The following is a 12,860-nucleotide window of genomic DNA, read 5'->3' as shown; positions in this document are numbered from 1 at the left end:
TCCCCGAAGTCTCGATGCGTTATCTGACTGCATGTGAATTCCGGTGCACAGCAACTATATTGACGTCCACGACAAGCTCGCAGTTCCGGTGCGGACTTCTGGCGCCGCGGGACGGTCGCGGCTTGGCGGAGACGAGAACGTGGGGGCGTTTGCGTGTCGGACTGGGGTTCGTTCATGGACGAGTCGTCGTCGGCTCCGCCACCGCCCCGTGCGCAGCCCGCCGCCCCCGCGGCTGCCGAGGCCGACGGCTGGGGGAGTTTCGCCGACGAGGCGCCGGCGGCGGACGCCGCGGCGTCGCCGCCACCGCCGCCGCCCGGACCCCCGCAGGGATTCGTGCGCGGGCACGGCGTCCCCGTTCCTTCCCCCGAGGTCGCGGCCTCCCTGCTGAGCGCCGGGGAAACCCTGTGGGCGCAGGTGGACGGGGCGCAGGCCGTGCTCGGTTCGGGGTGCCGGGTCGGCGTCGTGCCGGACGAGGACGGGAACGCCGTGGCGGACGGCTTCAGCGGCTGGCGCCCGGTGACGGTGGTCGACCCGGCCGCGCTCACGGTGAGACTCGTACCGCTGGCGCTGTCGGAACCGCCGGTCGGCGTCGCGACCCCGGTGGCCGAGCTGTACGCGGACCCCGAGCCGTACACCGCCCCCGCTCCGGGCAGGGCCGGGCCGTTCCCGACCGGGCAGGGTCCCGACCTCGACGAACTGCTGAACCGGGTGCTGTCGGAGGAGCGGGCCCGCGCCCGGGCCGATGCCGAGGCGGAGGCGCGCCGCGCCGAACAGGAACTCGCCCGGCTCAAGGGCGAGTTAAAGGACCAGGCGCAGGCCGCGGAGTCCCGGGCCGAGCAGCGCGAACAACGGGCGCAGGAGGCCGCGCGGCGCGCCCAGGAGTACGCCGAGCAGCAGATCGCGGCCGCGCGTGACGACGCCGCCCGGATCGTCTGGCAGTTGCAGGACCGTGCGCAGCGGGCCGAGGCCGAGATCGCCAGGCTGACGGGGGAGCTGGCGCGGGCGGAGCAGGCGGGGGTTCTGAGGCATGTGCTGGACCGCCGTCGCCGGGCCGGTGGTGGCCGTGACCAAGGGGCTTGAGGGACATATGACTGTGCAGCCGGGTGCGGGAGCGCCGGAGTACGGCGCCGTCGCGCTGCCGGAGATAGCCGTGGAATGGCCGCAGGGGCTGGCGCCGACGTTGCGCGACAGCGTCGTCGAGGCCCAGAGCCTGGAGGGGGCCGGCCTCGTCGACGCCCTGCCCGGGCTCTGGCCGGTCGTGGACGCGGCGCTGGACCTGACAGGGCCCGGGAGCCTGGTCGCCGAATCCGTACGCCATGACGCGTACGAGGGCTGGCAGGTGGCGGCGCTCCCGCGGTACGACCTCGACGGGAAGGTCCGGCCGCGCGAGCGGCGGGACACCCCGCAGCACGGGGCGCCGCAGCTCAGGGACCGCCGGGCGCTGGTCAGGGCGCTGGTGGGAGCTGTCGCCGAGCGGCCCTGCCTGGACCTCAGGGACGCGCTCCAGATGCTCGACGTGTTCGCCGGCACCTTCCCGCTCGGGCTGGACGCGGTGTGCCGCCGGCTGCTCGGGCACGAGCTGAGACAGGGGGTCGCGGCAGGCCTCGCCCCGTTGCACGAGGCACTGGGCCGGACGGCGCCCGAGGGGGTGTCCGCGCTCTGCTTCCGGGAGAGCGCGGTCGGCTCGCGCAAGGCGAAGGGCGATCCGGCCACCGACAACGAGGACACCGCCGGGGCGTGGACCGGGCCGAGCGGGATCATGCGGTGTGCGGTCTTCGACGGTGTGACCGGTGACGGCGACGGCTCGGGCGGCATCGCGGCGCGGGCCGCGCTGGACCAAGTGCTGCGGCGGTGGCGGCTGGAGGAAGAGTCGAGGCGGCCTTCCGTAGCGGAGGCGACCGAGGGACGGTTTGGCGGCGGGGCAGGGCTTGCGGGACGGGAGAGTTCCGAGTGGCGTTCGGCTCCGGTGGCGGGGAGCACGGAGGAGTGGCCGCGCGCGGATGACGCGGGGTCTGCGGTGGAGGGCCGTGAGGGGTGGTCGCACGGCGGGGAACCGCGAACGGCTGGTGGGCGGCCTTTCGGCGGGGCGGGGTCGGCGCGGGAGAGTTCCGAGTGGCGTCCTGGTCCGGCGGCGGAGGGCCGTGAGGAGTGGCCGCGCGCGGATGACGCGGAGTCTGCGCGGGAGGGTTCCGAATGGCATCCCAGTCCGGTGGCGGAGAGCCGTGAGGAGTGGCCGCGCGCGGGCGGATCCGTGTCTGCGGGGGCGGATGATCCGGACGAGTGGCCGTCCGGTGGGGGGCCAGGGGCATCCGGTTGGCCGCATTCCGGCGGGGCGGAGTCCGCGGCGTGGGAGGACGCGCAGTGGTCCGCCGGGGCAGGGCCCGCGCTGGTGGCGGGGCGACCCGGACCGGGCGGTGAGCCGGGCGGCGGCGGTGGCGAGGTCCCGCTCGGGCCCGGCGAGCTGATCGCCGAACTGGACGCGGCCGTGGGCCGGGCCACCGGGGTCGGCAGCGCGGCCGCCGTCCTGGCCACCGTGCACCCCGACGGCACGGCCTCCGTCGTCTCGGTGGGCGACGCCGAGGCGTGGCTGATCCGGCCCCTGCGCCCGTCCGCCGCAGAGAACCCGTACGCGGCATGGAAGCTGACGCCCGCCCACACCGGTTTCGCGGAACGGCTCAGGGTGACGGCGGATGCCGAGGGCGAGGAGTCGCAGCTCGTCTCCTTCCTCGGCGGCGGCGCGGCCCGCTGGGCGCACCGCACGTTCCGGGTGGCTCCGGGGGACCTGCTGCTGCTCGCCTCGGACGGTGCTACCGAGGCGGAGCGGGACCGGTGGTTCGGCTCCGTGCTCGCGGATCTGACGGCACAGCTCGACGTGTCCGGACGGCCGACCGCGCCCGCACTGGCCGCCGCGCTGGTGCAACGCGCCGAGGCTCTGGGCGGCTGGGACAACGCGACCGCGCTGGTGTGCGCGATGGGGGAGGCGCAGGACCGATGACCGAGGACATCAAGATCACGGCGGACCGTCAGGAGGTGCACCTCGGCGAGGTGTTCACGCTGCTGATCGCCCCGCGTGAGCTGGGCCGAGGCGACCGGGTCGCCGAGGGGGTCGCCTATGTCATCGCCGTCGACGACAGCTACTCCATGGAGATCAGGGCCGATTCGAGCTCCGACGAGTTCGCGGACCCGGCCGACCCCGACGACCCGAGCCGCAAGCAGGTCGCCGAGGCGGGGGTGCGGGAGCTCGTGGCCGCGCTGCCCCACGGCGCGCACGTGGACGTGCTGACGTTCGCGCAGAACGCCGGAGTCCGCTTCTCCGGCACCGCGGGGGAGCTGCGGCGCCGCGGCAGGTGGAACGGGAACATCGACGAGGAACGCCGGTGGACCAACATCGAGGGCGCGCTGCGGCGCGCGTACGAACGGCTCGCCGGGCAGCGGGCCGCCTCGCGCCGCGTCGTCCTCTTCAGCGACGGCATTCCCAACTTCGGCGAGACCGACCCCGGCCGGCTCGCCGCACTCGCCGCCGACGCCGCCGGCCGTGAGCTGCACACCGACGTGATCGGGATCGGCGCGGGTGCCGACTTCGGTCTCCTCGAACGGCTCGCCCCGACGGGTCTGCCCGAGCACGTCGCCTCGCGCACGGGCGCGGCCGAGGCGATGAAGCAGATCACCGCCAGGTTCGCGGCCTACGGCAGGGACGTGGTCGCGGGCAGCGGTGAGCTGGCGGTGGAGATCAACCCGAGTTTCCAGGTGCTCGGCGTCTACCAGCTGGATCCGACCCGGCGCCGGATCGAGGGTGCGGTCTCCGAGGGCGGCGGGCGGCGGCCCAGCCAGGTGCGGCTGAAGCTCGGCGCGATCGGCTCGGGTGAGGAGGGGCAGCCGCTGTACGCGCTGCGGCTGCGGGCGCCCGAGCGGATCAGCGCCGGGCCGATCCCCGTACTGAAGGCCACCGGATCCATCGGGACGGGAGCGGACGCCCGGCCGCTCACCCCCGCCCAGATTGCGCTGCGTACGGTCGACAACCCCTTGTCGCCGATCCTGCAGCCCGACCTCAGCCGGCAGATCGACGCCATCGAGCTGGACCGGGAGATCACGGGCCGGATCGCCGCCGCCGGCTCGAAGGCCGAACGGGAGCGGATCTACCAGGAGGGCGTGGAGCGCGCCCGGAGCATCCCCGACCCGGACCTGGCCGCCGCCTACCAGCGGGCCGGCGGGGGCCTGCGGGAGGGCCTCGACCCCAAGGACGTGGCGAACGAGGCGCGGGCGGCGTCCAGCCGCAGCTCCACCAAGTCCAAGCGGGACTGGTTCCAGCAGATCCCGGTGGAGTCGCCGGACGAGATCAGGGCGCGGCGCAGGCGCCAGAGCCTCGACGACGATGACGACGACGAGTACGGCGAGTACGGGACCGACGCCCCGGCCTACGGGGGCGGCAGCGGTACGTACGGCAGTGGCAGCGGTACGTACGGCAGTGGCGCGTACGGGAGCGGAGGAACGGGGTACGGCGGCCCGCCCGCCCTGCCCGGCGGGACCACCGAACCGCCGCCCGGCCGGGGGCCGCGGTGAGCGTGCCCGGCGTCATCATCGACGCCTCGAACGTGGCGGCGACCCGGAAGCGGCCCTGGCCCTTCTCCCGGGTCGTCGGGGTGCGGGACGCGTGGCTGAGCAAGTACCCGGGCGCCCAGGCCATCGCGGTGCTCGACGCCACCGTCCGGCCCTTCCTGGACGAACAGCACCTGGTCAGGCAGGCGGAGCGCGAGCAGTGGCTGGAGGTGCACCAGGGCGACGCGGACGACCGGATCCTGGCGCTCGCCGCGCAGTTCGGGGCCGCCGTCGTCTCCAGCGACAACTTCCGCTTCGCCCGCCGGGAGCACGCCTGGCTCCAGGGCAACAACTCCCGGGTGTGGTCGGTCCGCAGGGTCGAGGGGAAGGTCATCTTCAGCCTGCGCCACCTGGGGATCGCCACCGACGCGGAGATCGAGCGCGACCGGCTCCACAAGCTCGACAAGGCCGGGCTGCTGCGGGAGGACGCCGAGGAACGCTTCCGCTGCACCGATCCGGCCGGGTCGTGTCTGCGCAGGGGCGTGGTGCTGCTGCCGCGGCAGGTCAACAAGGACGCCAACCGCTGGTACTGCCGGTCCTGCGGCTACGAGGCCGTCGAGGTCGTCGTCGAGCCGCCGCTGCCCGACGTGCTGGAGGCGGGACCGGTCCTGGTGACCGTGCAGCACGGCTACACGGTCACCAGGACCGTGCCCGTGCCGGCGGAGGGACTCACGCTGGGCAGGGCGTCGCGCAGCCGCCCGGGGACCACCGACGTCACCGAAGGGCTCGACGCGGACCGGGCCGCCGGCATCAGCCGCTCCCATCTGCGGATCTTCCTCGACGACGACGGCCGCCCCATCGCCGAGCACCTGCCGGAGAACAACGCCTCCTTCCTCAACCCGGAGCTGGGCTTCGACGGCGTCCCGCGCACCTCCCGGCTGGCCGCCGCAACGCCCTACGCGCTGGAGGACGGCGACGAACTCCACCTGGGCCCCGGCACCGTACGGCTGCGGATCAGCAACGGGGCCGAGCCCGAAGGCGGGTACACCGCGTGACCCCGTTCGCACCGGGCTGGGTACACGCCGACCACCCCGACTCCCTCGACTCGCCGCGGCTGGCCTGGCTCCCGGAGAGCTACGGCGAGGACGGCCGGTTCCGCACCAAGAGGCTCCTCGCCGCCGCCGGACAGGGGTACGCCGTGCTCGCCGAGGACCGCTGGTCCGGCGGCGACGTGGTGATCAAGGGCATGTGGTGGTCGCAGGCGGCGCTGGACAACCCGCGCAACGTCCACGGTGAGCTGGCCGAGCAGAAGAAGCAGCGTGACCAGGGGCTGCGGGCGGCACGCCAGGCCGCGCAGCTCACCCAGCAGTGCCCCGTCGTGATCAGCGTCGAGTCCCAGCCCTCCCCGTCCCTGGTCGCGGACGGCCGGCACGGCGGGCAGCCGGGCGCGGGCGGCGTGCCGTACGAGAGCTTCATCGTCCAGCAGTTCATCGGTCACCACGGCGGCGTCTCGCGCACCCTGCAGGAGGAGATCGACGAACGGGCTGCGTCGCACCGCCGCTTCAAGCCGGACCAACTGCTCGACCTGGCGGAGCAGTTGTGCAACACCCTGGCCGCGCTGCACGCCGACCGGCACTTCGGGGACGAGCACTCCAAGGGCTGGATCCACGCCGACATCAAGCCGGAGAACATCCTCGTCCTCGGGCCGCCCGCCCGGTACGTGCTCATCGACTACGACGCCGCCGTACAGATCGGCGAACGCATCCGCACCACCACCCGGGCCTACGCCCCGCCGTCCGCCGAAGGCACCGACGAGCCCTCCGAACTCGCCCCGGCATCGGAGCGGTTCGACATCTACATGCTGGGCGCCACGCTCGCCCACGCCGCCGCGCTGCGCAGGATCACCGACCGGCAGGCCCGCGAGCTGTACGCCGAGGACTTCGACGTCAGCGCCCCGGCCCGCCGGTTCGTCGCCAGTCTGCGCTACGGGCCGATCCTCACCAACGCGCTCACCACCTGTCTGTCGGCGAAGAAGTTCCGGCTGGCCACGGTCGACCGGGTCAGGACCGACCTCGCCCGTGCCCGCAGCGCCACCGCCCTGCAGTCCGCGCTCCGCACCCTGGGAGAGCCCCGATGAACCGACCGGACCCGCGATGAGCGGCCGCGGCAGGGCCAATGCCACACTCAGCGGGCTGCTGACCCGCATCCCCGGCCGCTCCGGCCGCATCTGGGAACCCCACACGGTGCAGCTGCGCCCCGGACATCTGCGCTCGTCGGGTGCGGCGGCCGTCCGCGCGACCCGGCTGGTGAAGGACGAGGACGCCGACGCGTACGGGGCGCTGCGGGTCTTCCCGAACCGCAGGCAGCGGGGCCGGGCCGCCGCGCTGCTCGCGGCCGGCAACCCCGTCATGCCCGCGCTCCTGGACATCGTCGACCATCCGGGGCTGCCGCCCGCCCTCGTCACCGCCTGGTCGCCCGGAGCCTCCTCCACACCGCTGCACGCGCTGCGCGAACGCGACGACCTCGACACGATGCTTGCCGCCGGCCACCGCTGGAGCCCCGCCGAGGCGCTGCACACCCTGGTGCCGCTGGGCCGGGCCCTGGACGACATGGCGCGCGCGGGTTTCACCCCGCTGGAGCTCTCCCCGGACCACCTCGTCCTCAACTCCGGTTCCCTCGCCTTCGTCGGTCTCGGCCGGCACGGCTACATCCCCTCCGAGGGCCGGATGCCCGGCCCGCAGGGCATGTCACTGCCCAGCGCGCTCCTCCTCGGCGAGGACCTGCCGCCCGCGGGCGGCAGCCACGACACGGCCGTGCGCTGGCGGGAGGTCCAGGTGCGCGCCCTGACCCGGCTGGCCGGCTGGATGGCCTGCGGACTGCCACCGGCGGCCTGGGGCCCGGTGCACGGCCCCGCCGACCTCGGCGGCTACCTGGAGGCGGCCGGCTTCCAGCGGGTGCCCGCGCTGCGCCCCGGCCAGCTCGCCGACACCCTGGCCCGGGCCGCCGGGCAGGAGGAAGAGGCCCGCGCCCTGCGGGACTTCGCCGAGGCCGAGGCGCTGCTCGTCTACGACGACGCGGCGCAGGGCTCCGGCGGCGGCCGTCTCGACATCAACCCCGAGGTGCTGCGCCTGGGCCTGCTTCACGACCACGGGGCCAAGGTGATCGCACTGGCCGCGTTCGAACAGCGGCGCCTGGGCACCCGGACCGCCACCCTGCTCTCCGGCGCCGGCTGGGTGCTGCTCAGCCCGAAGGACTTCGCCACCCAGGTCTGCCGTGCCGCGTCGGCGGCCCCCCGGGCCCGGCTGGTCGTCGCCGGCCGGCTGGACCCCGAGGACCAGCGGCGGATCGAGGCGGTACGCGGCGGGCGCGCCGAGCGCGTCAATCCGGACGACCTCTCGGGCGCCGTACCGCGCATCGCGGGCCGCCCCGCCGATCAGCTGCCGTACCTCACCGACCGCGACATGGACGCCTACTCCGCCGACCTCCTCGGGGGCGTCGGCGGCCAGGCGATGCGCAGGCGCACCTTCGCGGCGGGCTGGACCCTGGCACTCGGCGGCGCCGCCGACCAGTTGCAGTCCCGCCAGCGCGGCAAGCTCCTGGACCAGATGACCGACTGCTTCGGCACCAACACCGAACTGCTCGTCGCCGTGCGCGCCCGGCAGAACGCCCCCGGCATGCGCAAGCAGAACCGGCTGCTCGACGAGGCCCGGATGCGGCGGCTGGTCGCCGCGCTGTCCGGCGTGCCGGGTTCGGTCTTCCGCGACTGCCTGATGTCCGCCCTGCTTGGGCCGGCGGCCGAGGACCTCTACGACGAGTCCGCCCGCAGGCTGCTGCCGGTGGCCACCCGGCTCGCTGCGGTCTTCGACCCCGACCGTCCGGTCGGAACCGAGGACCTGCCGATGGAGGACGCCCTGCGCGAGCGGGCCGGCATCCGCCGGGTCGGTCTGTACGGGCGGCTGTGCACCGCCGTCACCGGGGTCGACCCCGCCAGGCTGGCGGCGGCCGTCGCCTCGATGGACGACACGCTCGTCGGCGCGCTCTGCGAGATCCCCGCGCCCAGCCTCCAGTTCCTCGCCGGACGGCTGGAGGACCCGGAACTCTTCGAGCTCCTGCGCCCGCTGCTGCAGGGCGACGACCTCGACCTGCTCACCCGCTACACCCCGCAGATGTGGCGGACGCTGCTCGACGGACTGCGCCAGCCCGAGCACCTGGGCTCCCTCGGTCTCGGCTGGGTCCAGATCGCCGTCCAGGACACGGCCGGTGACGTCGACGCCCGGGTCCTGCTGCGGATCGCGGCCGATGCCGGGGTCCCGGGACCGGACGCCGTACGCGCCCTGCTCGGCACCGGGCCCGAGCACTGGCCCACCGTCTGCGCCCATCCGGTGCTCGCCGCTCGCTGGCTCGCCGAGCAGGGGGACCTCGACCTCGCCGAGATCGTCGCGGCCTTCCCCGACCCGGAGGCGGCGCTCGCCGAGATCGGCACCGATGGACTGCGGCACGCCCATGAACTCGGCCTCGACCAGCAGGCGATGAGCGTTCTCGGCGGCTACGCGCGCGCCCTGGCCCACCCCCTCGACGAGGTGCTGGTCGCCTTCCAGGAACGGGGGTACGAGAGCGGCCAGGCCGCCCCCTTCGCCACCGCGGCCGCCGTCGAGTGGTCCCGGATGCAGCGGGACCGGGGCAAGGCGCTCGGCTGGATCGTCGGCAACGTGGTGGAGCGCCCGCGCAGGATCCGCGACTGGGCCGTGGACGGCACCGGGCTGACGCGCCGCGTCACCGAGGCGGTGCTCGGGGAACGGGAGGCGGGCGACGCCGCCTCCGTGCCGGACACGCTGCGCTCCGCTCCCGCGCTGCTGCCGCTCCTCGCCGGCCTCGGCACCCCGCGCCAGCGCGCCGCGCTGCTGGCCCTGTACGCCGAGGAGCCGCAGGCCGTGCTCGATCCCCGCGCCCGCCGGGAGCTGCCGATGGTGCTCGCCGCCCCGGACCCGGCGGCCGCCCTGCGGGTACTGCTGCGCGAAGGGCTCGGGGTGATCGCCCAGCAGTTCGCCGACCGGCTCCGGCTCAGCCCCGAACAGCGCCGCTCGCTGGCCGGGCTCGCCCCGCTCACCGAGGTGCTGGCCCCGCCCTCGCTGGAGGCGGTGCTGACCGTCGGCGTCCGCTTCGGGCCGCGGGTCGCCGTGAGCGCGGCGGTCGTCGAGCAGCGGCTGCCCGGCGTCGCGGACTCCCTGACCGTGTGGGGCCCGCGCTGGCTGCCGCTGCTCGCCGGCGCCGCCGGGCAACGGGTGCTGCGGCTGCTGGTGGAGCAGCGGGAACAGCACGGCGGGCAGAGCGGACGGCTCTCCCCCTGGCTGCTGGCCGCGGGCGAGGACGGGCTCGCGCTGGTGGAGCGCTTCGGCTCGGACGCGCTCGGCCTGGTCCTCGCCACCGACGCACCCCCCGCCGACGCCCGCCTGCTCGGCGAGCTCCTGATGCTGCCGGGCCCCGCCCCCGTACTGCACCGGCTGATCACCGGCTACGGGCTGCCCCCGGCCACCTGGTCACGGGCGGCGGCACTGCTGGCGCGGGGGGAGCCGGAGGAGCGGGTGCTGCTGCGGCTGTGGGGCCGTGGCGGTGGTGCGCCGGTCACTGCCGCCGCGGGGTGACTCGGGAACGCCCCCCCGAACGCGCCGTGGATCACCTCGAGCGCGACGGTCCGCCGGGAAACCGGTTCACCGGACGGCAGGAGTCGGTCACTTTCCCTTCCCGCGGCCCGAGGTGAACTCCTCGTACGCCGCGACGACCTCCTTCGCCGGACCGTCCATCCGCAGCGTCCCCGCCTCCAGCCAGATCGCCCGGTCGCACGTCTCGGTGATCGACTTGTTGTGGTGGCTGACCAGGAAGACCGTGCCGGCCTTGCGGCGCAGTTCGATGATCCGGTCCTTGCTGCGCCGCTGGAACCTCGCGTCGCCCGTGGACAGGGCCTCGTCGATCAGCAGGACGTCGTGGTCCTTCGCGGCGGCGATCGAGAAGCGCAGGCGGGCGCCCATGCCGGAGGAGTACGTGCGCATCGGCAGGGTGATGAAGTCGCCCTTCTCGTTGATGCCGGAGAAGTCGACGATGCCGTCGTAGCGTTCGCGGATCTCCTCGCGGCTCATGCCCATCGCGAGGCCGCCGAGCACGACGTTGCGCTCGCCGGTCAGATCGCTCATCAGAGCCGCGTTCACGCCGAGCAGTGAGGGCTGGCCCTGGGTGTGGACGCGGCCCTTCGTGGCGGGCAGCAGGCCGGCGACGGCCTTCAGCAGGGTCGACTTCCCCGAGCCGTTGGAGCCGATCAGGCCGATCGCCTCGCCCTTGTACGCGGCGAAGCTGACCCCCCTCACGGCGTGCACCTCGCGCACGCCTGGGGCTGCCCGGCGGGAGGTGATCCGGCTCAGGGCGGAGGTGGCGCTGCCCTTGCCGGTGCGGGCGCCGTTGACCTTGTACGTGATGTGGACGTCGTCCACGACGACCGTCGGTACCGCGGGATCCAGGGTGTCAGCCACGTCCGTAACTCTCCTCGGCCTGCCAGAAGTAGAGGAATCCGCCCACGCCGCACACCAGCGCCCAGCCCGCGGCCACGGCCCACACGTGCGGGGGCAGCTGCGAGGCGTGGAAGCTGTCGATCAGGGCGAACCGCATCAGGTCGATGAAGACGGCGGCCGGATTGACCTCCAGCGCCAGCTTCGCCAGGTACGGGACCCGGTCGCCCGACAGGCTCGTGTCGATGCTCCACATGACGCCCGATGCGTACATCCAGGTGCGCAGGATGAACGGCATCAGCTGGGCGATGTCGGGGGTCCGGGCGGCCAGCCGGGCGATGACCATCGAGACGCCGGTGTTGAACAGGGCCTGCAGCGCCAGGGCCGGGACCGCCAGCAGCCAGGCGGGCTGCGGGTACTGGCCGAACACCAGCAGGATCAGCACCAGCGCGCCCAGTGAGAAGAGCAGCTGCTGGAGCTGTTGCAGGGCCAGGGCGATCGGCAGGGAGGCCCGGGGGAAGTGCAGGGCCCGGACGAGGCCGATGTTGCCGCTGATGGCGCGGGTGCCCGCGGTGATCGAGTTGCTGGTGAAGGTCCAGATGAAGACGCCGGTGACCAGGAACGGGACGAAGTCGGTGACGCCCTGCTTGGTCTTCATCAGGACGCCGAAGATGAAGTAGTAGACCGTCGCGTTGAGCAGCGGCGTCATGATCTGCCAGATCTGGCCGAGTTTCGCCTGGCTGTACTGGGCGGTGAGTTTGGCGGTGGCGAAGGCCGTGATGAAGTGCCGCCGCCCCCACAGCTGCCGGACGTACGCCGGCAGGGCCGGGCGGGCTCCGCTCACGCTCAGCCCGTGCCGGGCGGCCAGGGCCGCCAGCTCGCCCGGGGCGTACACGGGGGCGGCCGCGGATGTGTCGACAGGCTTGTCTGCGGGCGGGGCGGCGGGCGGCGGGGTGTCCGCCGGTGCCGGGGCTGTTGTCTGACTCACCACGATCGCTTTCGACGGGAAGGCGGGAAGGGCGGGAGGGGCGGGAGGGGGGAGAAGGAGGGGAGGTGGAGGGGAGGGAAACGCGCGGTTAACGACGGGACGGGACCGTATCGTCGTAACGCCGAGGGTAGGACGTACTGACGTCGCAACGCAACCGTTTCGTCGTCGCGGACTATGATTCGGCCATGACCACCGACCCGGGAAGCCGCCGCCGTGTCCCCGCCGGAGCCGCCGTGCTGCGCGAGGACGTGACCGACGCGATCCGTACCGCGGTGTTCGAGGAGCTGGCCGCGGTCGGCTTCGCCCGGATGTCCATCGAGGGCATCGCCCGGCGGGCGGGCGTCGGCAAGACCGCCGTCTACCGCCGCTGGAAGTCCAAGCTGCACCTCGTCCTGGACCTGGTCTCCGCCGTCGCGGTGCAGGGCATGCCCGCCCCGGCCACCGGTTCGCTGTACGGGGACGTCCGCGCGGTGCTCGAACTGGCCGCGTACGCGCTGCGCCACCCGCTCGCCTCCCAGGTCATCCCGGACCTGCTGGTCGAGGCGGCCCGCAACCCGGAGATCTCCGACACCATCAAGGCCGCCCTGCTCGACCCGCAGCAGGGCATCGCCGCCGTGGTCGTACGCGACGCCGTGGCGCGCGGGGAGCTCCCGCCGGACAGCGATCCGGACCGCGCCCTCGACCTGATCGTCGGCCCGCTCTACTGGCGGCTCGCGGTCGTCAGGGGCGAGCTGCCCGCGGGGTACCTGGACGATCTGGCGGCCTCGGCCGTGGCGGCCCTGACCCGCTGAGCCGACTGGGCCCGCCGGGCGCGCGGGCCGGTGACCCGGGTACCCGCG

Annotated in this window: 9 protein-coding genes; 7 read left to right on the top strand and 2 right to left on the bottom strand. The window is 74.2% G+C overall.

The features are described 5' to 3' along the window. Positions 1-153: 153 nt before the first annotated feature. From OG408_RS15220 to OG408_RS15195, 6 genes are read left to right on the top strand one after another with little or no spacing between them, the layout of a single operon-like run. Positions 154-1,080, top strand: coding sequence for a hypothetical protein (locus OG408_RS15220; RefSeq protein WP_326670319.1), 927 nt, complete (start codon positions 154-156; stop codon positions 1,078-1,080). A 7-nt stretch (positions 1,081-1,087) separates the two neighbouring features. Further along, the gene (locus OG408_RS15215; RefSeq protein ID WP_326670317.1) at positions 1,088-2,995 is read left to right on the top strand and encodes a hypothetical protein; all 1,908 of its coding nucleotides are present in this window, start codon (positions 1,088-1,090) and stop codon (positions 2,993-2,995) included. After that, complete coding sequence (locus OG408_RS15210) at positions 2,992-4,560, top strand: vWA domain-containing protein (RefSeq protein WP_285563775.1); 1,569 nt, start codon at positions 2,992-2,994, stop codon at positions 4,558-4,560. The genes OG408_RS15215 and OG408_RS15210 overlap by 4 nt, the downstream gene beginning before the upstream one ends. Next, positions 4,557-5,591, top strand: a complete 1,035-nt coding sequence (locus OG408_RS15205) for a hypothetical protein (RefSeq protein ID WP_326670314.1) — start codon at positions 4,557-4,559, stop codon at positions 5,589-5,591. Before OG408_RS15210 ends, OG408_RS15205 begins: the two co-directional genes overlap by 4 nt. Next, on the top strand, positions 5,588-6,673 hold the full coding sequence (locus OG408_RS15200; RefSeq protein ID WP_266779459.1) for a hypothetical protein: 1,086 nt from the start codon (positions 5,588-5,590) through the stop codon (positions 6,671-6,673). The genes OG408_RS15205 and OG408_RS15200 overlap by 4 nt, the downstream gene beginning before the upstream one ends. Before the next feature lie 16 nt (positions 6,674-6,689). Further along, on the top strand, positions 6,690-10,178 hold the full coding sequence (locus OG408_RS15195; protein WP_326670311.1) for a hypothetical protein: 3,489 nt from the start codon (positions 6,690-6,692) through the stop codon (positions 10,176-10,178). 87 nt (positions 10,179-10,265) lie between these two features. Here the strand turns inward: OG408_RS15195 and OG408_RS15190 are convergent, their stop codons facing one another. Continuing rightward, a complete protein-coding gene (locus OG408_RS15190; protein ID WP_266779455.1) occupies positions 10,266-11,057 on the bottom strand; it encodes an ABC transporter ATP-binding protein in 792 nt (263 codons plus the stop codon). Beyond that, positions 11,050-12,024 (bottom strand): ABC transporter permease, encoded by a 975-nt coding sequence (locus OG408_RS15185; RefSeq protein WP_405403562.1) that lies wholly within the window; start codon positions 12,022-12,024, stop codon positions 11,050-11,052. The genes OG408_RS15190 and OG408_RS15185 overlap by 8 nt, the downstream gene beginning before the upstream one ends. A gap of 182 nt (positions 12,025-12,206) precedes the next feature. On the opposite strand from OG408_RS15185, the gene OG408_RS15180 reads away from it, so the two are divergent. Next, positions 12,207-12,812: a TetR/AcrR family transcriptional regulator gene (locus tag OG408_RS15180; RefSeq protein WP_266779453.1), complete on the top strand. Its 606-nt coding sequence runs from the start codon at positions 12,207-12,209 to the stop codon at positions 12,810-12,812. Positions 12,813-12,860 lie beyond the last annotated feature (48 nt).

It is taken from the genome of Streptomyces sp. NBC_01257, from assembly GCF_035917255.1.
Lineage (GTDB): Bacteria > Actinomycetota > Actinomycetes > Streptomycetales > Streptomycetaceae > Streptomyces.
The sequence above is the reverse complement of the archived record's forward strand: the minus strand, read 5'-3'. Positions and strand labels throughout refer to the sequence as shown.